Source organism: Aromatoleum bremense, from assembly GCF_017894365.1.
GTDB classification, from domain to species: domain Bacteria; phylum Pseudomonadota; class Gammaproteobacteria; order Burkholderiales; family Rhodocyclaceae; genus Aromatoleum; species Aromatoleum bremense.
The window spans coordinates 1891818-1913281 of the sequence record NZ_CP059467.1 but is presented as its reverse complement, the minus strand read 5'-3'; the positions used below and the strand labels follow the sequence as shown (position 1 = coordinate 1913281).

The window sequence follows — 21464 nt, the reverse complement described above, 5'->3', positions numbered from 1 at the left end:
CCGGACGTGCAGGAGCGCCGGGATGAACGCGCCGCTCGTCATCGTCGGCACCGGGGCTGCCGGGTACGCGCTGCTGCGCGCGCTGCGGCAGATCGATGGCGACCGGCCGCTGGTGCTGATCACGCGGGACGACGGTGCGGCCTACGAAAAATTCCGGCTTGCGCGCGCGCTCGGCACCTGCACGCGGGCCCGGGACCTGGTGCTCGCGACCGTCGAGCAGATGGCGCACCGCTACGCTGCGACGATCTTCGCGCATCGCCATATCCTGCGGATCGACCGGCTGCGCCATGAACTGGTGATGCGGGAAGGCCGGTACGGGTACGGACAGCTCGTGCTCGCGACCGGCGCGGCGCCGCTGCGCCAGCCCGGGCTGCGGGGAACGGCGGCGTCGCAGGCGCTGACACTGGGAAGCCTCGCCGACTATGCCTATCTGCGCAGTGAACTGGCCGGACGAAGCCGCGTCGTCGTGCTCGGCGGAAGCCTTGCCGGCTGCGAACTGGCCGACAACCTTGCGCGTTCCGGCTGTCACGTGACGCTCCTCGAACCCGCGAACCAGCTGCTCGCGGAAACGTTGCCGACGCTCAGCGCCGAACGCGTCGCGCAGGCGCTGCAGGCTGCGGGAGTACAGGTGATGACCGAGGACGGCATCCAGCGCATCGATCAGGGTCCGGACGAGTTGGAGCTGACGACGCTTGCAGGCGTGCGGTTCTCGACGGACCTGATGGTGTTGGCGCGCGGCGCGGCTCCCCGGACGGAACTTGCACGCGACGCGGGACTCGCCGTGGCGCGCGGAATCGTCGTCGATCATGCATTGAGCACCGCCGATCCGGACATTTTTGCGCTGGGCGAATGTGCCGAGATGGACGGCCGCCTGTTCAGGCTTGCGGAAGATATCGAAGCCGGCGCCCAGGTGCTCGCCGAGGTGCTGTGCGGGAGAAAGCGGCGCATGCGGTGGCAGGCGCGGCTACGACGCCTGCAGATGGAGAGTTGCCCGGTGATCGTCTGCGAACCGCCGCCGCTCGCCGGGGAATGGCACGAGGCGGCGACGCAGCGCGGCGTCAGGGCAGTGTTCCGCGACCGCCGCGGAGCGCTGCGGGGATTCGCGCTGCTCGGCGACCAGGTCGCCGCAGCCGAGCGCCTGCTCGGCGAGCTCGGCCGCTGAACCGGTCCGGGGCGCGCGGCAGGGGTTGCTGCGATGCGGCCAGTGCCCCGTCGCGAGAAAAGGCAGCCGTGCCGTATGGCCCCTTAAGCGGCGCTGCTGCGCTTGCGGGCCGGCGCGCGCGCGGGTTTCGCCGTTGTCGTCGCCGTGCCGAGGGCCGATGATTTTTCGTCGTCCGCGACCGCTGCCCCCTTGCCTTTTGCGGCGCCCGCCTTCGGCGTTTTCGCTTCGAATTCGAACCCGACCTTGCCGTCGCCGCCGCGCACGAGGAAAGCCGAGAACTTGCGCCGCGTGCGCGTCGAGACGAAACCCTTGAGCAGGTCCGTGCGTCCGTCCGCGAGCAGTTTCACCATCTGCTCGCGCTCGACCGGCTGCTGCAGGATGATCTTGCCGGAACGGAAATCGCATGATTTTTCCGGTCCGACGGATTTCTCGCAGACATACGCCATGCCGTGTTCGAACACGCGCGCGCCGCACTTTGGGCATGGACCGAGCGGCTCCTGCGCGGAAAAATCGACCGGTTCGGCGCCTTCGCCGTCGTCCTTCGGCTGGCCGAAATCGAACTCGGGCTGCTGCTCGTCGTTGAGGCGGATCTCGGCGTTGAACAGCCGCCCCATCTTGCTGCGAAAGCCGGTCAGCGGTCCGACGCGCCGTTCGCGCAGCAGCGTCTCGATCTCGTCGATCTCGAATTGGCGGCCGGCGACGATCTTCCACGCGCTCCAGTCGCAGGCCTGGCACGCGAACTTCTTGTAGTTCTCCCTGACGCCGCCGCCGCATTTCGGGCACGGCGCCGACAGTGTGGCGAAGTCGCCCGGCACCGTGTCGGATTCGTAGCGCTTCGCACGTTCGACCATCTCGCGCGCCATTTCGGCGATCTCGCGCATGAATTCGGGCCGCGACAGCTGGCCGCGCTCCATCTGCGCGAGCTTGTGCTCCCATTCGCCGGTGAGTTCGGGCGACGTCAGCGCCGACACGTCGAGGCCTTTCAGCAGCGTGATCAGCGAAAACGCCTTCGCGCTCGGGATCAGTTCGCGGCCTTCGCGGTGCAGGTACTGCTCGGCGATCAGCCCTTCGATGATCTGCGCGCGCGTGGCCGGCGTGCCGAGCCCGCGCTCGCCCATCGCTGCGCGCAGTTCCTCGTCGTCGACCATCTTGCCGGCGCCTTCCATCGCGGACAGCAGCGTCGCTTCGTTGTAGCGTGCGGGTGGCTTCGTCACGAGCGCCTTGACGAGGATGTCCTCGGTGGCGACGCGTTCGTTCTGTTCGACGGCGACGAGCTGTGCGCCGCCCTCGTCGTCGGCCTTCGCCGCTTCCTTGCCGTACACCGCGAGCCAGCCGGGATTGACGAGCACTTTGCCTTCGGTCTTGAAAGCTTCGTTCTCGACGCGCGTGATGCGGGTGGTGATGCGGTATTCCGCGGCCGGGTAGAACACCGCGAGGAAGCGCCGCGTGACGAGATCGTAGATCTTCTGTTCGGCTTCCGACAGGCTCTTCGGCACGGTGCCGGTCGGAATGATCGCGAAGTGGTCCGAGATCTTCGCGTTGTTGAAGATGCGCTTGTTCGGCTTGACCCAGCCCTGCTTCATGATTTCGCCGGCGAACGGCGCGTAGTCGTCAGGCAGCGCGTGCAGCACGTCCTTGACGGTGCCGACGTAGTCCTCCGGCAACGCGCGCGCATCGGTTCGCGGATAGGTCAGCGCCTTGTGCTTTTCGTACAGCGCCTGCGCGATCTGCAGCGTCACGCGCGCCGAGAAGCCGAAGCGGCCGTTGGCTTCGCGCTGCAGGCTCGTGAGGTCGAACAGCAGCGGCGACAGCTGCGTCGACGGCTTCGATTCCTCGCTGGCGATGCCCGGCTTGCCGTCGCATTTCGCCTTGATGGCGTCGGCGCGTGCGCGGTCCCACAACCGGAAGGCGGTCGCGTGTTCGTCGCCTTCGGGTTTGCGGAAACCTTCGTCGAACCAGCGCCCGGCATAGCGGCCGGCCTTGCAGCCGAACGTCGCTTCGAGCTCCCAGTAGTCGCGCGGCTTGAAGCGGCGGATCTTCTCTTCGCGTTCGACGACGATCGCCAGCGTCGGCGTTTGCACGCGGCCAACGGTGGTCAGGTGAAAGCCGCCGGTCTTCGAGTTGAACGCAGTCATCGCGCGCGTGCCGTTGATGCCGATCAGCCAGTCGCTCTCGGCGCGGCACACCGCCGCCGAGCGCAGGCCTTCGACTTCCTGCGCCGAACGCAGCTGCGCAAAGCCGTCGCGGATCGCGCCTGCGGTCATCGACTGCAGCCACAGCCGCGATACCGGCTTGTCGGTCTTCGCATGCTGCACGATGAAGCTGAAGATCAGCTCGCCTTCGCGTCCCGCGTCGCACGCGTTGATGAGCCCGGTGACGTCCTTGCGCTTGATCAGGCGGGTCAGCAGCTTCAGCCGGTCATCGGTCTTCTCGATCGGTTTCAGCGCGAAGCGCGGCGGGATCACCGGCAGGTGCGCGAACGTCCATTTGCCGCGCTTGACTTCGTATTCCTCGGGCACGACCAGCTCGAGAAGGTGGCCGACGGCGGACGAAAGCACGTACTCGTCCGACTCGAAGTAGTCCTTTTCCTTCGTGAAACCGCCGAGCGCGCGGGCGATGTCCTGCGCGACTGAGGGTTTTTCCGCGATGATCAGTTGCTTGCTCATGCCGGTAGGGCTGCCTTCGAAAATCGCCAGGGCGTTTTCGGTTGAGGGTTATCGAGCGGCGCATGATAAGCACGCCGCTGCGGCATGTGCAAGCGCAGGCCGGAGGCTTTACTGCAGGACCGGGACGAGTTCTTCCGCTTCGTCGGTCAGCAGTTCGTCGAGGATCAGGCTGTCGAGCGGTTGCTCCTGCTGCCACAGGACCATCAGCACGATGACCTTGAAACGGTGCAGGTTAACGTTGAAACCGCCGAGCGCCATCGTGCGTTCGATGATCAGCTCGCGGGTCTGTGGATCGAGCGCGCCGGCGTTTTCGAGGAACGCGAGAAAGCCGCGGCAACTGGCGTCGAGCTTCGCCTGTTCTTCCGCGGCGTAGAGGCGGATCGAGTCCGGTTGCGGAACCCTCGCCAGCGGCGACACGGCGATCGCGCGCAGACCGGAAAGCCAGTCGAGCGCTTCGGTGATTTCGTCCTCCTCGAAGCCCGCCGCGGAGAGCTTGCGCGCCAGCTGCTCGGATTCGGGGCACGCTGCCGCGTGGAGGTAGTTTTCGAAGAGGTAGACAAGGATGTCGAACATGTTTGGCACACGAGAGAATCAAAGGCGCTGGAACCGGCCTCCCGGCAAGCGGGTCACGTGCCCTTCGAGCTCCAGCGCAAGCAGAATGGCGTACAGCGCATCGAGCGTCAAGCCGGAACGGGCTGCGAGGGTATCGATATCCAGCGGATCGTGGCCGAGCGTGTCGAGCACCCGGATCTCCTCCGCGGACGCCGCGGGAGGCGGCGTTCGCGGCTCGAACGGCGGATCGGCGGGCCCGGTTTCGCGCGTCCTCGCGGAGCGGACCGGACGTGCCGGCGCGTCCGCTTCGGCCGCACGGGCGCTCGCCGGGAGGCCCCAGCTGAGCTCGTCGAGCACGTCCGCGGCCGTCTCGACGAGCTTCGCGCCGTCGCGGATCAGGCGGTGGCAGCCGCGTGCCAGCGGGGAATGGATCGAGCCTGGGATGGCGAACACTTCGCGGCCGCTCTCGGTCGCCAGCCGCGCGGTGATCAGGGAGCCGCTGCCGACCGCGGCCTCGACGACCAGCACGCCGCGCGCGAGGCCGGCGATGAGGCGGTTGCGGCGCGGGAAGTTGTACGGCAGCGCCGGCGTGCCGAGCGGGTATTCGCTGACGATCACGCCGCGTTCGGCGATCTGCCGGGCGAGCGCCTGATTGCGTGCCGGATAGACGCGATCGGCACCGGTGCCGATCACCGCGACGGTGATGCCGTCCGGATGGGCCAGCGCGCCGCGGTGCGCCGCGGCGTCGATGCCCAGCGCGAGGCCGCTGACGATCGTGAGGCCGGCTTCGGCGAGGCTCTTCGCGAACGCGGCGGCATTGCTGATGCCGGGTGCGGTCGCCGAGCGCGCGCCGACGATCGCGAGCGAGGTGCCGGAGAGCCGCGCCGGGTCGCCCTTGACATACAGCAGGACGGGCGGATCGGCGATATCGAGCAGCGCGCGCGGGTACTCCGGGTCGGCGAGCGTGACGATGCGGTTGCCGGGTTCGGCGGCCCACGCGAGCGCGGCGTCGACTTTCTCGTTGTCGGGCGGCGCGCGCAGCAGGTCTGCGACCTCGGCGCCGACGACGGACGCGATGGCGCTGCGGCTGGCGGCGAAGATCTGCTCGGGCAGTCCGAACGCCGCCAGCAGCGCGCGCTGGCGTTCGGCGCCGACGCCGGGGCGCAGCGTCAGCCGCAGCCACCCGGCCAGTTCGTCCTCGATCGGCGTCACGCTCAGGGTTTGCGCACGCTGTCGCCGACCGTCACCGGGCCGTCCGAATCCATCACCAGCGCATAGGCGACGCGGTCGAACACGCGGAACACGAAGGCCAGGCCATAACGCTGCTGCGGCAGATCGAAAGTTTCCTTGCCGCCTTCGTCGTCCTTGTACACGACGCTGCCGCGCTCGCGGTGCAACGCGAGGACGTGCCCGCGTTCCAGCCCGGCGCGGCTGCCGATATTGAGGGTGACGACGTTATGGCGCCCGGTCTCGATCACGCCGCGGTAGATGCCGATCAGCCGCCCTTCGATTTCCGCGTCGGGCGCATGCGGCATGAAGGAGAAAATCTCGGGCCGCTCGCTGACGACGAGGCGGTCGCCGGTGCCGATCTCCTCGACGCTCGAGACCAGCTTCAGCGTCGCCGGCGTGCCGTGCTCGGTGACGCGCGCGGTGCCGAGGAACATCGCCTCGTGGCCGAGCAGTTCGTTCGTCACCGGATCGACGAGCGGCCGGGCGGGCCGGAATACCTGCCACACGTCGCTGCCTTCCGTCACGCCCGTGGCGAACACCGTGTCGCCAGCGCCCATGAAGACGCGGCTGGTTTCGGTGGCGACGACGGTGCCCGCGCCGGCAAGTTTCGCGTCGTCGACGACGAGCGGCCGCGTCAGGAAAGGCTCGATGATCTGCATCGGGATGCTCGGGATCGCGCTGTCGACCTCTTCCGAATAGATCTGCGGGAAACGCTTTTCATAGAGCGGCGCGCCGATCCGCCGCCCGATCGACAGGTAGGGGCCGCTGCGGTCGAGCACGATGATCTGTCCCGGATAGATCAGGTGCGGGTTGCGGATCTGGTCGCGGTTGAGGCGCCACACTTCGGGCCAGCGCCACGGCTGCCTGAGGAAACGGCCGGAAATGTCCCACAGCGTATCGCCGCGGACGACCGTGTAGCTGTCGGGGGCATCGTCCGCGAGCGTCGCCTGGTCGGCGACCGCGGGCACGCTCAGAAGGGTCGCAATGCCGAACAGCAGAGGGAATATAATGCGGATCATTGCTCGTTTCCGATTAGAGCAGACCGGATTCCTGCGCTACCGGAACGCCAGCGGCCGGTCGAAGGTCCAATCCGCGGTCTTGATTTCGAATGCCACGGCGCGCGGACGAGCATGCCAAAGCACTTGAAATTCTGCACGTAATGACATAACCCGGCAAGCATCCATGGCTCTACTTCCAATTCTCCGTTATCCAGATCCGCGGCTGCACAAGCGCGCCGCGCCGGTCGCCGTGGTCGACGATTCGATCCGCCAGCTCGTCAGGGACATGGCCGAAACAATGTACGAGGCGCCCGGCGTCGGTCTCGCGGCGACGCAGGTCGACGTGCACAAGCGGGTCGTCGTGATCGACATCAGCGAGGACAGGTCCGTGCTGCGTGCTTTCATCAATCCCGAAATCCTGGACAAGTCCGGCGAGCAGACGTGCGAGGAAGGCTGCCTTTCGGTGCCGGGCGTCTACGAGAAAGTGACGCGCGCCGAGCGGGTGAAAGTCCGGGCGCTCGACGAGCACGGCGAGCCGTTCGAGCTCGAGGCCGAAGGCCTGCTCGCGGTGTGCATCCAGCACGAGATCGACCACCTCGATGGCCGGGTTTTCGTCGAATATCTTTCGCCGCTCAAGCTCGGGCGGATCAAGGCGCGGCTGGCAAAGAAAGCGCGGATCACGGCGTGACGGCCGCAGCCCCGAGGGTCGCGTTCGCCGGCACGCCGGAGTTCGCCGCGGCGGCGCTGGAAGCGATTCTTGCCGCAGGCTTCGAAGTCCCGCTGGTGCTGACCCAGCCTGACCGGCCGGCCGGGCGTGGCATGAAGCTCAGCCCGAGTCCGGTCAAGCAGCTGGCGCTCGCCCGCGGCATCGCCGTGGACCAGCCTTCCAGCCTGCGCGGCGAAGAGCAGCGCGCGACGCTTGCCGCCTGCGCGCCCGACGTGCTGGTGGTGGCGGCGTACGGCCTGATCCTGCCGCGGGCGGTGCTCGACCTGCCGCGGCTCGGCTGCCTCAACATCCACGCATCGCTGCTGCCGCGCTGGCGCGGGGCCGCGCCGATCCACCGCGCGATCGAAGCCGGCGACACGGAGACCGGCATCACCATCATGCAGATGGACGAGGGGCTCGACACCGGGCCGATGCTGATGAAGCGCGCCGTGCCGATCGGTCCGGCGGACACCACCGGAACGTTGCACGACCGGCTGGCCGCGCTCGGCGCGCAGATGATCGTCGAAGCGCTGCGCCGCCTGCCGTCGGGCGAACTCGTCGCGACGCCGCAACCAGCCGAAGGCGCGACCTACGCGGGCAAGATCGGCAAGGCCGAGGCGGTGATCGACTGGCAGCGCGACGCGTCGTCCATCGCCCGTGCCGTGCGTGCGTTCAACCCGTTCCCGGGCGCGGTGGCGAGCCTGCGGCAGGTGCCGCTCAAGATCTGGTCCGCCGAACCCGTTGCCGGGCACGGGGAACCCGGCACCGTGCTCGCGGCGGATGCCGACGGTGTCGTGGTCGCGTGCGGGACGCAGGCCGTGCGCCTGGCGCAATTGCAGAAACCGGGCAGCCGGCGCCTGGCTGCCGGGGAATTTCTGCGCGGATTCCCGGTCACTGCAGGCGAGCGCTTCGACGCCGCGGCGCGCTGATTGAATACCGCGGCAGCCGCCCCCACATAAAGGGGCAAATCCCCTGCAACGTCCAAGGAAGGAAAACGAAACATGTTCGGCAACTGGCTCAAGACCTCGATCCTCATGGCGGGCATCGTCGCGCTGTTCGGCGCTGTCGGTGCAATGATCGGTGGCCGGCAGGGCATGCTGATGGCACTGCTGTTCGGCGGCGCGATGAACGTGTGGGCCTACTGGTTCTCGGACAAGATGGTGCTCAGGATGTACAAGGCGCGCCAGGTCGACGAGACGACGTCGCCGTATCTCTACAACATGGTCCGCGAACTCGCGTTCCGCGCCCAGCTGCCGATGCCGAAGGTGTATATCATCGACGAGGCGCAGCCGAACGCGTTCGCGACCGGCCGCAACCCGGAGAACGCCGCCGTCGCGGCGACGAGCGGCATCATGCGGATGCTGTCCGAGCGCGAGCTGCGCGGCGTGATGGCGCACGAGCTCGCGCACGTGAAAAACCGCGACATCCTGATTTCGACGATCTCGGCGACCGTCGCCGGTGCGATCTCGATGCTCGCGCAGTTCGGCATGTTCTTCGGCGGCCGCGACGAGGACCGGCCCAATCCGGTGCTGCAGATCCTGGTGATGATCCTCGCGCCGCTGGCGGCGATGGTGATCCAGATGGCGATCTCGCGCACCCGCGAGTTCGGCGCGGACAGCGGCGGCGCGGCGATCTCAGGCGACCCGGACGCGCTCGCCGATGCGCTGGCGAAAATGGAGGCCTACTCGAAAGGCATCCCGATGCACGCGGCCGAGGCGCACCCCGAAACCGCGCAGATGATGATCGTCAATCCGCTGTCCGGCGGCGGCCTGCGCGGCCTGTTCTCGACGCACCCGTCGACCCAGGAGCGCATCGCGCGCCTGCGCGGGATGGCCCGCGCGTAAGCCTCTTGCCCCGTTTTGCCTGCCGCCCGCTGGCTGGACTTCTGCGAAATGCGTGTCGCGTTGCGGGAAGGCCCCGATGGGCCGGCCGTGCACGCCGCGACGGCATGCCGTTCCGCCGTTGCGTGCATGCCGGATCGCAGCATCAATAGCCCCATGAACCGCTGGCCTGAACGGTGAGAGTCATCGGCTTCGCCGGCTGGTCCGGGAGCGGCAAAACCTCCCTGATCGAGCAGGTCATCACCTTGCTCGAGGCGCGCGGGCTCGCAGTGTCGCTGGTCAAGCACGCGCACCATAAATTCGACATCGATCACGAAGGCAAGGATTCCTGGCGCCACCGCAACGCCGGCTGTCGCGAGGTGCTGATCAGCTCCAGCCGGCGCTGGTCGCTGATGCACGAACTGCGAGGCGAACCCGAATTGCCGCTCGACGCGTTGCTGGGCAAACTCGCCGGCTGCGATCTCGTGCTCGTCGAGGGTTTCAAGCGTGCCGGGATTCCGAAGATCGAGGTCTACCGCACAGCGGTCGGCGAACCGCTGTTGTTTCCGGACGATCCGAACATCATCGCGATTGCGACCGACGCGGCGGTAGATACCACCCTGCCGCGCCTCGACATCAATGACCCCGCGGGTGTGGCGGATTTCATCGTTGCCCGCGTGCTGGGCGGCGGCTGATTCGTCGGCAGACGGGGGCGACCCCGGCAGCGGCGCCGCGTGGGAATCGATCGCGGCGGCGCCTTACAGGCGGTATTGCTGCACCGCCTTGTGCATGCGCATCCGCACCGCGCCGAGATAACCCACCATCGCCTGGGTCTGCGTGACGGCGGCGAGATTGCGTTCGGTCATCGTGGCGGCTTGCTCCACGTTGTGCGTCAGCGCATTGACCGCCGCCTGCTGTTCGGCCGAGGCGTCGACGATCCGGCCCACCATTTCGGTCGTGACCTGCATTTCCTCGTTGATCCGGCGCAGCGACTCCTCGGTGGCGTTGGCCAGGTTGACGCTCTCGGCCACCTGTGCCGCGCCGTCGCGCATGCTGCCGACCGCGCCCCGGGTTTCGGACTGGATGGCTTCGATCATGGCGTTGATCTCGCCGGTGGCGGCGCCGGTGCGCTCGGCCAGTTTGCGCACCTCGTCGGCTACCACGGCGAAGCCGCGGCCCTGTTCGCCGGCGCGGGCGGCTTCGATGGCGGCATTGAGCGCAAGCAGGTTGGTCTGGCTGGCGATGTCGTGGATGACGCCCGCAATGCGGCTGATTTCGTCCGAGCGCTGACCCAGCGATTCCACCTGTGAGGCCGAACGGCCGATGATGTCGGCCAGCGCCTGGGTATTTCTGCTGGCGCGATGGGTGACTTCGGCGCCGTCGCGCGATACTTCGCCGGCACGCACGGCTGTTTCACGCGTCGACCGGGCGTGGTCGACAACGCCGTCGATGGAACCCGCCACGTGCGCGATCGCGCGCTGCGCCGATGCCGTTTCGCTGCGCTGAGTCTGAGCCGCATGTTCGACGTCATGCATGCCGGCACCCACTTCGTCGATGGCGTTGCCGATATCGCCAGTGACATCCTGAATGTTCTGCATGGTGGACTGCAGCGCCGACAGCAGCTCGTTCGTTCGGCGCGCGACGCTGCCGATGGCATCGCGCCGTGACAGATCGAAACGGGCGCGCAGATCGCCCGAACGGAGCACTTGCTCCAGCCAGGCGGCGGTGGCGTCGAGATCGCGCACGGTGCGCGGTGTGTAGACGAACAGCAGATGTGCCGAAATGAGGGCGCCGATGGCGCCGGCCACCAGCCCCACCCCAGCCGGCATGGAAAGACCTCCGGCGGCTTCGAGCAGCAGCAGCAAGGCCGAGCCCAGCCCACCCATGCCGGCCAGCAGCAATTGCGCGCGCAGCGACGACAGGGCGAGGAACCAGGCCGGCCGCCGCTTGAAAACCTGGCCGTGCTCGACCTGTAGCGTGGTGTCGCCGCCGCGGATACGCCGGTAGGCATCTTCCGCGGCGGCGATCTGCTGGCGCGTCGGCCGGCTGCGCACCGACTGGTAGCCGACGATCTTGCCGTCTTCACGCACCGGCGACACGTTGGCCTCGACCCAATAGAAACCCCCGTCGCTGCGGCGGTTTTTCACCACCCCGCGCCACGGGCGATCCGTCTTGAGGTCGCGCCACATGTCGGCGAAAGCCTCGGGCGGCATGTCGGGGTGGCGAACGAGGTTATGAGACTGACCGATCATCTCCTCGCGGGGGTAGCCACTGATGCGGGCGAAGGCCTCGTTGGCTTCTTCGATGACACCCTTGAGGTTGGTCCGCGAGTAGATGAATTGGCCTTCGGGAAGAAGGGTTTCAACGTTGGTGACAGGAAGATTGATCTTCACGAGATTAGCCTTGGTCGTGCAAGCGGCGCGTGACCTTGGCCGGCAGGCATGGCGCAAGCCGGGCGGGGCGAGCGCCACGCGCAGGGCAAACGGCATGCGCGGGAGTGGGGCGGCGCATGATGCGCACACAACCATCATACTCAAGGCGCGTTGCGCCGTGCGTCCGGCGCATGACCTTGACAATCGGATTCTGGTTGCCGCGCGTGAAAAAGTTCACGATCGGCCGCCCTGGTTGCATCGGGCAGTCGCCCTAGCTTCGCGGCAATGTGGCGTGTGCCGGCCGGGCGTTCACGGCGCAGTGCTCCCGGGTGCAGCGCCTGCGTGCGCGAGCTCGTCGCGGGTATTGATGTTGCGGAAGGCCGCCTCCTCGTCGTCGAAGCGCACCTCGACGATTTTCAGCGTCGCATACCAGAGCTCGATCTTGCGTCCGCCGGCGGCGAGAAATTCCTCCAGATGCGGCAGTACCTCGCGCCGGCACAGGCAGAACACCGGATGCGGCTGCTCGAAGGTGCGGGCGACCGCGAGCTCGGCGCCGGCATCCAGAAGCGCGGCGTGCAGCCGGCCGACGAGATCGGCCGGCAGGAACGGTGAATCGCACGGCGCGGTCGCGACGAGCGGATGTTGCGCGCGCGCGAGCCCCGCATGCAGTCCGGCGAGCGGACCGGCGAAGCCGCCGATGTCGTCCGGGAAAACCGGATAGCCGAAAGCGGCATAGCACCGGGCATTCTGGTTCGCGTTGATGATCAGCTCATCGACCTGCGGGCGCAGGCGTTCGAGCACCCAGTCGACCATCGGCCGGCCGCACAACTCGACGAGACCCTTGTCGACGCCACCCATGCGCCGGCCCTGGCCGCCGGCGAGGACGACGCCGGTTACTTTTTCCCGACTCCCGCTCATCGTGTGAAACGCTCCTCGCCGGTGAACAGCAGGTAATGTTTCCCTTGCGCACGGCCGATCATCGTCAGCCCGATGCGGCGCGCGATCTCCCAGCCCATCTGGGTGAGGCCCGAGCGCGAGACGAGAAACGGGATGCCCATCTGCGCGGTCTTGATCACCATCTCGGACGTCAGCCGGCCGGTCGTGTAGAAGATCTTGTCGCTGCCGTCGAGCCCTTCGAGCCACATCCGGCCGGCGATCGCATCGACCGCATTGTGACGGCCGACGTCCTCGACGAACATCAGGATCCCGCAGCCGTCGCCTTCGCCCGCGGCGAGCGCGCAGCCGTGCACCGCGCCCGCCTGCTTGTAGACCGATTCGTGGTGGCGCACCGCTTCCATCAGTGCGTACAGTGTCGCTTGCGACAGGCGGCGGTCAGGGGGCAGATGGATCGTGTCGATTTCGTCCATCAGGCCGCCGAATACCGTCCCCTGGCCGCAGCCGGTCGTCACGGTGCGGCTGCCGAGGCGTTCGTCGGCATCCTTGATCCCGGAGCGCGTCGTCACCGCGACCGCGTCGGTTTCCCAGTCGACCTGCACCGAGGCGATGTCGTCGAGGCTGTCGACGAGCCGCTGGTTGCGCAGCCAGCCGATCGCGAGCGCCTCGGGCGCGGCGCCGAGCGTCATCAGCGTGACGATCTCGCGGCGATCGACGTACAGCGTCAACGGGTATTCACCGGCGATCGGCGTCGGCACGACGTCGCCGGCCTCGTTGCGGGCCGGGATCGTGACCGTCAGCGGCCGTCTGGCGTGGCTGAGGGTCGGATGACGCGTGGCTTTATCGGGGGAGCTGCTCATCGAGGGCGCAAGGTCGCACGGGAAGGTCCCATTCTAGTCTCAACGCGGCGCCTCGCCGCAAGCGGGAACCGCGATCGCGCAACGCCGATTTTCCGTGTGCCGCCGCTCACGTATGCTGTGCAACATCGCGCCACGCCGGAGCAGGACCATGGACCGCTTTCCGATCGCCGTGATCATCGAGCGCCGCCGCCTCGACAACCGCTGGGCCGACGAGGCCTGGGAAGCCGTCGGCGTCGTGCCGGCTTTCGACGATGCGCAGCCGGCGATGCGACAGATCGTCGCCGAAACCGACCGCGACCAGTTCCGCGTCGGCGGCTTCGCGCTCGAACTGTTCCGTGATGAAGCCGCCAACTATTTCCTCAATCTCAGCTCTCCGGTACCGAAAGTGTTCGTGATGTGGCGCCTGGAAGGCGGCGTCGCGCGGCCGGCGACGGTCACCGTGAGCTACGGCGAAGCGGCACGGCTGCTCGACTCCGGCGAGCAGGTGGACGGCGTGCCGATGTCGCGCGAGATTGCCGACTGGGTCGGCGCGTTCGTGAACCGCCACTACGAGCCCGCGCCGCGCAAAAAGATCCGGCGCAATGATCCGCTCGCGCAGGATCGCGAACAGCCATGACGACGCCGGCGCGCTTTCTCGAACGCTGGTCGCGGCTCAAGCGCCGCGGCGACAGCGCGCCCGCGTCGACCGAAGTCGCGCCCGATGAGATCGCGCCGGGCGAGGAAGCCGCAGCGCCGGCCGAAGGCAGTCTTCCTGCCGAAGCCGGCGAGCCCCACCCGGGAGCGGCGCGCGGCGCAGATGCGCTCTCCGGTCCGGCCGCCGCAGCGTCGCTGCCGCCGATCGAGACGCTCGATCTCGACGCCGATTTCACCGGCTTCCTGAAGAAGGAAGTCGGCGAGCCGCTGCGTCGCGCGGCGTTGCGCAAGCTCTTCAGCGATCCCCATTTCAACCGTATGGACGGCCTCGACACGTACATCGGCGACTATTCGGCCGCCGACCCGATTCCTCCGGACATCATGAAGCGCCTGCGGCAGTTCAAGACTTTCCTCGAAGACGATTCGCCACCGGCCGAACCGGTCGGTGCAATCGCCGAATTGTCCGCCGCCAGCAGTCCCGCGGAGGCGCGGCAGGATGGTCGCGGCGCAACCGCCCCGGGCGGCGAAGCTGGCGTTGCTCCGGACGGTGCCGAAGACCGAGCGCCGCCTGAGGGCGGAGCCTTGCGAGATGTCGGTCAACTTGCCACGGGAGTGACGAACCCGAGGGAAACGAAATAACCCGCCCGCGTGCGGAACGAGGACAATTTTTTTCGCTCTGCATTCTGTCGTTGCCGTACGCAGGGCAGGTGCTATGTTTCAAGGACACCGAGAAGCAGTAGCGATGCCAATCTGCGGAAAACAAATTAAATTATGCGATTGCAATCGCGGTTCGCCGCTTGACGCAGCCGCGCTCGCAACGACGATACGTGACGGCAGTCCGTTGTCGCTGCACCATGAACTGTGCCGGCGCGAGATCGGCGCGCTCGAGTCTGCGCTCGCCGACGGCGATGTACTGGTCGGCTGTACGCAGGAGGCTGCGCTGTTCGCGCAGATTGCCGCGGACTCCCCGTCACGCATCGATTTCCTGAATCTGCGCGAAAACGCCGCCTGGTCGGTCGAAGCGCCGGCGGCGACGCCGAAGATCGCCGCCTTGCTCGCCGCGGCGCTGCTGCCCGAGGCCGATCCGGTCCCGGGCGTCACGCTCGCGGCAGGCAATGCGTTGCTGATCGTCGGCGAGGCGGGCGCCGCGCTCGGCTGGGCCGAACGCCTGCAGACCCGTTTCGAAGTCGCGGTGCTGGCGACCGGCGCGACGCCGGACGCCGAATTGCCGGCCGAGCGCCGTTATCCCGTCTGGTCGGGTAGCGACGTCCGCATTGCCGGGCATCTGGGCGCTTTCGACGTCGCCTGGACGCAGGACAATCCGGTCGACCTCGACCTGTGCGTGCGCTGCAACGCCTGCATCCACGCCTGTCCCGAAGGGGCGATCGGCTGGGACTACCAGGTCGATTCGTCCCGCTGCCGGTCGCACCGCAGCTGCGTGACGGCGTGCGGCACCGTCGGCGCGATCGACTTCGCGCGCAGCGACACGACGCGGGAAAGCCGTTTCGACCTCGTGCTCGACCTCTCCTCCGCGCCGCTGATCAGGCGCGTCGAGCCGCCGCAGGGCTACGCCGCGCCCGGGCGTGATCCGCTCGAGCAGGCTCTTGCGGCGCAGGCGCTCGCCGAGCTCGTCGGCGAGTTCGAAAAGCCGCGCTATGTCGCGCTCGATGCGCGGCTCTGCGCGCACGGGCGTTCGAGGAAGCGCGGCTGTTCGAACTGCGTCGAAGCCTGTGCGGCCGAGGCGATCTCGTCCGCCGGCGATACCGTGCGCGTCGACCCGTACCTGTGCCAAGGCTGCGGCAGCTGCTCGACGGTGTGCCCGAGCGGCGCGCTGGCGTCGCAATATCCGCGCGTCGAAGACCTCGGCCTGCGCGTCAGGACCGTGCTCGCGGCGTATCGCGACGCCGGCGGCGAAGCGCCGTGTGTGCTGTTCCATTCGGCCGGCGCCGGGCGAGCGCTGATCGATCGGCTCGCGCGCCGCGGCAAGGGCCTGCCGGCGCGGGTGATCCCGCTCGAAACCTGGAGCGCCGATTCGGTCGGCCTCGAGCTGCTGCTCGGCAGCATCGCGCTCGGGGCCTGCCAGGTCGCGGTGCTCGCGGCCGGCACGCACGATCCGGGCGTGCTGCGCGCCCAGGCCGCGCACGGCGCGACGATCCTCGCCGGGCTCGGCTATGCCGGCGAGCCTTTCCGCGTCCTCGATGCCGACGACTGGCCGGCGCTCGAGGCGGCGCTGTGGGACTGGGCTCCCGCAAGCGGGGCGAGCCGGCCTGCGGCGTTCCACCTGCCGGGCCGCAAGCGCGACGCGCTGGAGCTCTCGATCCGGCATTTGCTCGCGGTCGCGCCGCAGCCGGTGGCGGAGATTTCGCTCGCCGCGGGCGCGCCGTTCGGCGCGGTTTCGGTCAGCGACGCCTGCACGCTGTGCATGTCCTGCGTCGGTGCCTGCCCGACCGGTGCGCTGAGCGCGGCAACCGACGCGATGCGGCTGGGCTTCATCGAGAAGAGCTGTGTGCAGTGCGGCCTGTGCGCGGTGTCCTGTCCGGAAAACGCGCTCACCCTCATGCCGCGCCTGCTCCTCGACGAGTCGGCACGACGCACCGTGCCGCTCAAGGAAGCCGAAATCTTCCATTGCGTCCGCTGTGCGAAGCCGATGGGCGCAAAGCCGCTCATCGACGCGATGTTCACGCGCCTCGCGAGCCACGCGATGTTCGCCGGCGAGGCCGAGCGCCGCCGCCTGCACATGTGCGGCGACTGCCGCGTCGTCGATCTGATGCACAGCGAAAACGGCATCAAGGCCTGGGACATGACCGAATGAACGCACCGCAAGCCGCCATCCTCCGCGAGCCCGAGTCCGCCATTTCCACTTCGCTGCCCGCGAGCGCCGAGGACGCCGCCCGCGCCGAGCACTACGCGTTGCTGGCCCGCCTGTTTTTCGCCGCCCCCGATGCGCCGCTGCTCGCCGCGCTCGTCGCTGCCGGCGACGTCTTTGGCGTCGGCGATTCGCCTTCGCCCCTCGCCCACTCGCCCCTCGCCCACTCGCCATTCGTCCCCTCGCCGTTCGGCGTCGCGTGGGCGGAACTTGCCGACGCCGCACGGCGAACCGACGCCCGGAGCGTGCACGACGAATACGAAGCGCTGTTCCATGGCATCGGCCGGCCCGAAGTGATGCTGTACGGCTCGTTCTATCTCGCCGGTTTCCTGATGGAAGAGCCTCTTGCTGATCTGCGTGACGATCTCGCCGGACTCGGCCTCGCCCGCCGCGGCGGCGTCACGGAGACCGAGGACCATGTCGCCGCGCTCGCCGAAGTGATGCGCCATCTCGTCGTCAGCGGCGCGGATGCAGCCGGCCTCGCGCGCCAGCGGGCATTCTTCACGCGCCATCTGCAACCGTGGTACGCCCGCCTGGCCGATGCGGTGGCGGCGGCGCCGCAAGCGTCTTTCTATGCCCGGGTCGGCGCGCTGGCGCGGGCGTTCTTCGATGTCGAGAGCGAAGCTTTCGCAATGGATTAGGCTGCGCGAGTCCGCGTTTACAGACTTCGGACCCGGCGAACGCGCCCGGCAACCGGTTTTGGGAGAAAGGGACATGGAAAGCAACAGGGACGACAGGAAACCCGCACTGCAACGTCGCCAATTCCTGCTGACGCTCGGCACGGGAGGGGCTGCCGCAGCGGCCGCAGTCGCTGCGGCAGCGGGGAAGACGGTGCCCGAAGCGGCGGCAGTCGTCGAGGCGGTCGCGACCTCCGCGCACGACGCTGGCGTCAGTGAACACATGCGCCGTTACTACCGCAGCGCGCGGATCTAGGGAGAACACGCGATGCTCATCAAGAAGAATGCGGCGCCCGGCAACGCCTTCCGTCAGTTGGCGAGCCCGATGGCCCGGCATCTCGGGGCGACGATGGACCGGCGCGCGTTCCTCAGGCGGTCCGGCCTCGGCGCCGGGGCGGGCGTGCTCGCGGCGCAGTTGCCGTACAACCTGATCGGCAGCGCGGATGCTGCGAGTGCGGGAGGGCAGTCCGCGACCGGCGGCGAGGAAGTGCGCCGCACCGTCTGCACGCACTGCTCGGTCGGCTGTGCGATCGACGCGATCGTGAAGAACGGCGTGTGGGTGCGCCAGGAGCCGGTGTTCGACTCGCCGATCAACCTCGGTGCGCACTGCGCGAAAGGCGCGTCGGTGCGCGAGCACGGCCACGGCGAGCACCGGCTGAAATACCCGATGAAGCTCGTCGACGGCAAATACCAGAAGATCAGCTGGGAGCAGGCGATAAACGAGGTCGGCGACCGGCTGCTGAAGATCCGCGAGGAGTCCGGCCCCGACGCGGTGTACTGGATCGGATCGAGCAAGCACAGCAACGAGCAGTCCTACCTGATGCGCAAGTTCGTGTCCTTCTTCGGCACGAACAACATGGACCACCAGGCGCGCATCTGTCACTCCACCACCGTCGCCGGCGTCGCCAACACCTGGGGCTACGGCGCGATGACGAACTCCTACAACGACATGCAGAACGCGCGAGCGATGCTGTTCATCGGCTCGAACGCCGCCGAAGCGCACCCGGTGTCGCTGCTGCACATCCTGCATGCGAAGGAGACCGGCGCGAAGATGATCGTCGTCGACCCGCGCTTCACGCGCACCGCGGCGAAAGCAGATTATTACGCGCGCATCCGCTCGGGCACCGACATCCCGTTCATCTGGGGCATGCTGTACCACATTTTCGAGAACGGTTGGGAAGACCGGGAATACATCCGCCAGCGCGTCTACGGCCTCGACAAGGTGCGCGAGGAAGTCATGAAATGGACGCCGGACAAGGTGCTCGAAGTCACCGGCATCGCGGAGGAGCAGGTCTACACGATCGCCGAGACGCTCGCCAAGAACCGCCCGTCGACGGTCGTGTGGTGCATGGGACAGACGCAGCACACGGTCGGCAACGCGAACGTGCGCGCGATGTGCATCCTGCAGCTGGTGCTCGGCAACGTCGGCATCGCGGGCGGCGGCACGAACATTTTCCGCGGCCACGACAACGTGCAGGGCGCGACCGACGTCGGCCCGAACCCCGATTCGCTGCCCGGCTACTACGGGCTCGCCGCGGGTTCGTGGCAGCACTGGTGCCGCGTCTGGGGCATCGACTACGAGTGGGTCAAGGGCCGCTACGCGTCCGAAGAGCTGATGACGAAGTCCGGCATCACGGTGTCGCGCTGGATCGATGGCGTGCTCGAGAACCCCGAGGCGATCGACCAGCCGGGCGGCAACCTGCGCGCGGTCGTCTACTGGGGCCATGCGCCGAACTCGCAGACGCGCGGCGCCGAGATGGTCGAGGCGATGAAGAAGCTCGACACGCTCGTCGTCATCGACCCGTACCCGTCGGCGACCGCATCGATGGCCGCGATGGTCAGGAAGGACGGCGTGTATCTGCTGCCGGCCGCGACGCAGTTCGAGACCTCGGGCTCGGCGACCGCGTCGAACCGTTCGCTGCAGTGGCGCGAGAAAGTCATCGAGCCGCTGTTCGAATCGAAGCCCGACCACACCATCATGTACGCGTTCGCGAGGAAATTCGGCTTCGCCGACGAGCTCGTGAAGAACATCAAGCTCGTCAAGGACAAGCAGGGCTGGGACGAGCCGGAGCCGGAGGACATCCTGCGCGAGATCAACCGCGGCACGTGGACGATCGGCTACACCGGCCAGTCGCCCGAGCGGCTGAAGCTGCACATGCAGAACATGCACACATTCGACGTGAAGACCTTGCGCGCCAACGGCGGACCGTGCGATGGCGAGTATTTCGGGCTGCCCTGGCCGTGCTACGGGAACCCGGAGTTGAAGCATCCCGGCACGCCGAACCTGTACGACACCTCCAAGCACGTCATGGAAGGCGGCGGCAACTTCCGCGCGAACTTCGGCGTCGAGCGGGACGGCGTGTCGCTGCTCGCCGAGGACGGCTCGGCGTCAAAAGGCGCCGAACTGCAGATGGGTTATCCGGAGTTCGACGGCGTGCTCTTGAAGAAGCTCGGCTGGTGGGACGAGCTCACCGACGCCGAGAAGACCGCGGCCGAAGGCAGGAACTGGAAGACGGATCTGTCGGGCGGCATCATCCGCGTCGCGATGCAGAACCACGGCATGCACCCGTTCGGCAACGCGAAGGCGCGCGCGCTGGTGTGGAACTTCCCCGACCCGGTGCCACTGCACCGCGAGCCGATCTACTCGCCGCGGCCGGATTTGGTCGAGAAGTACCCGACGCACGACGACAAGATGAAGTTCTGGCGCCTGCCGACGCTGTACAAGACGCTGCAGGACAAGGTCCGCGACATCTCGAAGGAATACCCGCTGATCATGACTTCGGGGCGGCTCGTCGAATACGAAGGCGGCGGCGAGGAGACGCGCTCGAACCCGTGGCTCGCCGAGCTGCAGCAGGAGATGTTCGCCGAGGTGAACCCGAAGGACGCCAACGACGCGGGTTTTCGCAACGGCGACTACATCTGGGTCGAGTCGCCGACCAAGGCGAAGCTGAAGGTGCGGGCGCAGGTCACGCAGCGCGTCGCGCCCGGCACGGTGTTCCTGCCGTTCCACTTCTCCGGCTGGTGGCAGGGCCGCGACATGCTTGAGTACTACCCGGAGGGCGCGGCGCCGATCGTGCGCGGCGAAGCGGTCAACACCGCGACGACCTACGGCTACGACTCGGTGACGATGATGCAGGAAACCAAGACGACGCTGTGCCGCGTAGCCAAAGCCTGATGGGGAGGGGAAGAAGATGGCACGCATGAAATTCCTGTGTGACGCCGAGCGCTGCATCGAGTGCAACGGCTGCGTCACCGCCTGCAAGAACGAGCATGAGGTGCCGTGGGGCGTCAATCGCCGCCGCGTCGTGACGATCAACGACGGTGTGCCGGGCGAGCGCTCGATGTCGGTCGCGTGCATGCACTGCTCGGACGCGCCGTGCATCGCGGTGTGCCCGACCAACGTGATCTACCACACCGAGGAAGGCGTCGTGCTGCACGACAAGGACGGCTGCATCGGCTGCGGCTACTGCTTCTACGCCTGTCCGTTCGGCGCGCCGCAGTTCCCGAACGGCCCGGCGGCGTTCGGCGCGCGCGGCAAGATGGACAAATGTACGTTCTGCGCCGGCGGTCCGGAAGAAAACCACTCCGACGCCGAGTTCGAGAAATACGGCCGCAACCGGCTCGCCCAGGGCAAGTTGCCGCTGTGCGCCGAGATGTGCTCGACGAAAGCACTGCTCGCCGGCGACGCGGCCGAGCTTTCCGACATCTTCCGCGAACGCGCGCTGCGGCGCGGCAAAGGGTTCGAGGCGTGGGGCTGGATGACGGCGTATGGCAAGGACAAGGAGGAAGCGAAATGAAACCGCGTTTTCCGATCGGTCTGCCGGCAGCCGCGGCGGCGCTCCTGCTGCTGGCCGGCTGCAGCGAAGAGCCGCAGGTCGTGCAGTACGAGCAGGGCAGGTACCAGGGCAAGGCCGATGCGCGGCCGTGGGAGGGCGGCGCGTTCAACGGCGACAAGACGGCCTGGGAGCGCGCGCTGCACGACCGCGTCCGCAGCCAGAACGAATACCAGCGGGTCGAGTGAGGAGAGC

At 67.8% G+C, this 21464-nt stretch carries 20 protein-coding genes; 13 read left to right on the top strand and 7 right to left on the bottom strand.

Annotated elements, in window-relative coordinates:
• Positions 1-22 precede the first annotated feature (22 nt).
• The gene (locus pbN1_RS08980) at positions 23-1162 is read left to right on the top strand and encodes an FAD-dependent oxidoreductase (RefSeq protein ID WP_169200851.1); all 1140 of its coding nucleotides are present in this window, start codon (positions 23-25) and stop codon (positions 1160-1162) included.
• 83 nt (positions 1163-1245) lie between these two features.
• Here the strand turns inward: pbN1_RS08980 and pbN1_RS08975 are convergent, their stop codons facing one another.
• The 4 genes from pbN1_RS08975 to pbN1_RS08960 all read right to left on the bottom strand — a co-directional run bounded on the left by pbN1_RS08975 (position 1246) and on the right by pbN1_RS08960 (position 6629).
• Complete coding sequence (locus pbN1_RS08975) at positions 1246-3828, bottom strand: DNA topoisomerase III (RefSeq protein ID WP_169200852.1); 2583 nt, start codon at positions 3826-3828, stop codon at positions 1246-1248.
• Positions 3829-3936: 108 nt separating this feature from the next.
• Entirely contained in the window at positions 3937-4401 is a 465-nt protein-coding gene (locus tag pbN1_RS08970) for a Smg family protein (RefSeq protein WP_169200853.1), read from the bottom strand.
• Between the two features lie 18 nt (positions 4402-4419).
• The gene (gene dprA / locus pbN1_RS08965; RefSeq protein WP_169200854.1) at positions 4420-5592 is read right to left on the bottom strand and encodes a DNA-processing protein DprA; all 1173 of its coding nucleotides are present in this window, start codon (positions 5590-5592) and stop codon (positions 4420-4422) included.
• Between the two features lie 2 nt (positions 5593-5594).
• On the bottom strand, positions 5595-6629 hold the full coding sequence (locus pbN1_RS08960) for a LysM peptidoglycan-binding domain-containing protein (protein ID WP_169200855.1): 1035 nt from the start codon (positions 6627-6629) through the stop codon (positions 5595-5597).
• 163 nt (positions 6630-6792) lie between these two features.
• On the opposite strand from pbN1_RS08960, the gene def reads away from it, so the two are divergent.
• The 4 genes from def to mobB all read left to right on the top strand — a co-directional run bounded on the left by def (position 6793) and on the right by mobB (position 9829).
• Positions 6793-7296, top strand: coding sequence for a peptide deformylase (gene def / locus pbN1_RS08955; RefSeq protein ID WP_169200856.1), 504 nt, complete (start codon positions 6793-6795; stop codon positions 7294-7296).
• A complete protein-coding gene (gene fmt, locus pbN1_RS08950; protein ID WP_169200857.1) occupies positions 7293-8243 on the top strand; it encodes a methionyl-tRNA formyltransferase in 951 nt (316 codons plus the stop codon). The genes def and fmt overlap by 4 nt, the downstream gene beginning before the upstream one ends.
• A 72-nt stretch (positions 8244-8315) precedes the next feature.
• Positions 8316-9158: a zinc metalloprotease HtpX gene (gene htpX / locus pbN1_RS08945; protein ID WP_169200858.1), complete on the top strand. Its 843-nt coding sequence runs from the start codon at positions 8316-8318 to the stop codon at positions 9156-9158.
• A gap of 173 nt (positions 9159-9331) precedes the next feature.
• Positions 9332-9829, top strand: a complete 498-nt coding sequence (mobB, locus tag pbN1_RS08940; RefSeq protein WP_169200859.1) for a molybdopterin-guanine dinucleotide biosynthesis protein B — start codon at positions 9332-9334, stop codon at positions 9827-9829.
• A 63-nt stretch (positions 9830-9892) separates the two neighbouring features.
• Here mobB and pbN1_RS08935 read toward each other — a convergent pair whose 3' ends face one another.
• The 3 genes from pbN1_RS08935 to pbN1_RS08925 all read right to left on the bottom strand — a co-directional run bounded on the left by pbN1_RS08935 (position 9893) and on the right by pbN1_RS08925 (position 13260).
• Positions 9893-11527, bottom strand: coding sequence for a methyl-accepting chemotaxis protein (locus pbN1_RS08935; protein ID WP_169200860.1), 1635 nt, complete (start codon positions 11525-11527; stop codon positions 9893-9895).
• A 288-nt stretch (positions 11528-11815) separates the two neighbouring features.
• On the bottom strand, positions 11816-12424 hold the full coding sequence (gene mobA, locus pbN1_RS08930) for a molybdenum cofactor guanylyltransferase MobA (RefSeq protein WP_169200861.1): 609 nt from the start codon (positions 12422-12424) through the stop codon (positions 11816-11818).
• The gene (locus pbN1_RS08925) at positions 12421-13260 is read right to left on the bottom strand and encodes a formate dehydrogenase accessory sulfurtransferase FdhD (protein ID WP_169200862.1); all 840 of its coding nucleotides are present in this window, start codon (positions 13258-13260) and stop codon (positions 12421-12423) included. Before pbN1_RS08925 ends, mobA begins: the two co-directional genes overlap by 4 nt.
• 148 nt (positions 13261-13408) lie before the next feature.
• Between pbN1_RS08925 and pbN1_RS08920 the strand changes: the two genes are divergently transcribed.
• The 8 genes from pbN1_RS08920 (at position 13409) to pbN1_RS08885 (ending at position 21457) form a co-directional block, all read left to right on the top strand.
• Positions 13409-13876 carry a DUF3305 domain-containing protein gene (locus tag pbN1_RS08920; RefSeq protein WP_169200863.1) on the top strand — a complete coding sequence of 156 codons (468 nt, stop codon included), beginning with the start codon at positions 13409-13411 and terminating at the stop codon, positions 13874-13876.
• Positions 13873-14532: a DUF3306 domain-containing protein gene (locus tag pbN1_RS08915; protein ID WP_169200864.1), complete on the top strand. Its 660-nt coding sequence runs from the start codon at positions 13873-13875 to the stop codon at positions 14530-14532. The genes pbN1_RS08920 and pbN1_RS08915 overlap by 4 nt, the downstream gene beginning before the upstream one ends.
• Before the next feature lie 103 nt (positions 14533-14635).
• Positions 14636-16705, top strand: a complete 2070-nt coding sequence (locus pbN1_RS08910; RefSeq protein WP_169200865.1) for a 4Fe-4S binding protein — start codon at positions 14636-14638, stop codon at positions 16703-16705.
• Entirely contained in the window at positions 16702-17400 is a 699-nt protein-coding gene (locus pbN1_RS08905) for a TorD/DmsD family molecular chaperone (RefSeq protein WP_244857219.1), read from the top strand. Before pbN1_RS08910 ends, pbN1_RS08905 begins: the two co-directional genes overlap by 4 nt.
• Before the next feature lie 73 nt (positions 17401-17473).
• On the top strand, positions 17474-17692 hold the full coding sequence (locus pbN1_RS08900; protein WP_011237490.1) for a hypothetical protein: 219 nt from the start codon (positions 17474-17476) through the stop codon (positions 17690-17692).
• Between the two features lie 12 nt (positions 17693-17704).
• A complete protein-coding gene (locus tag pbN1_RS08895) occupies positions 17705-20611 on the top strand; it encodes a formate dehydrogenase subunit alpha (RefSeq protein ID WP_169200866.1) in 2907 nt (968 codons plus the stop codon).
• Positions 20612-20627: 16 nt separating this feature from the next.
• On the top strand, positions 20628-21233 hold the full coding sequence (fdh3B, locus tag pbN1_RS08890) for a formate dehydrogenase FDH3 subunit beta (protein WP_169116914.1): 606 nt from the start codon (positions 20628-20630) through the stop codon (positions 21231-21233).
• Complete coding sequence (locus pbN1_RS08885) at positions 21230-21457, top strand: hypothetical protein (protein WP_169200867.1); 228 nt, start codon at positions 21230-21232, stop codon at positions 21455-21457. Before fdh3B ends, pbN1_RS08885 begins: the two co-directional genes overlap by 4 nt.
• The last annotated feature ends 7 nt before the right edge of the window (positions 21458-21464 follow it).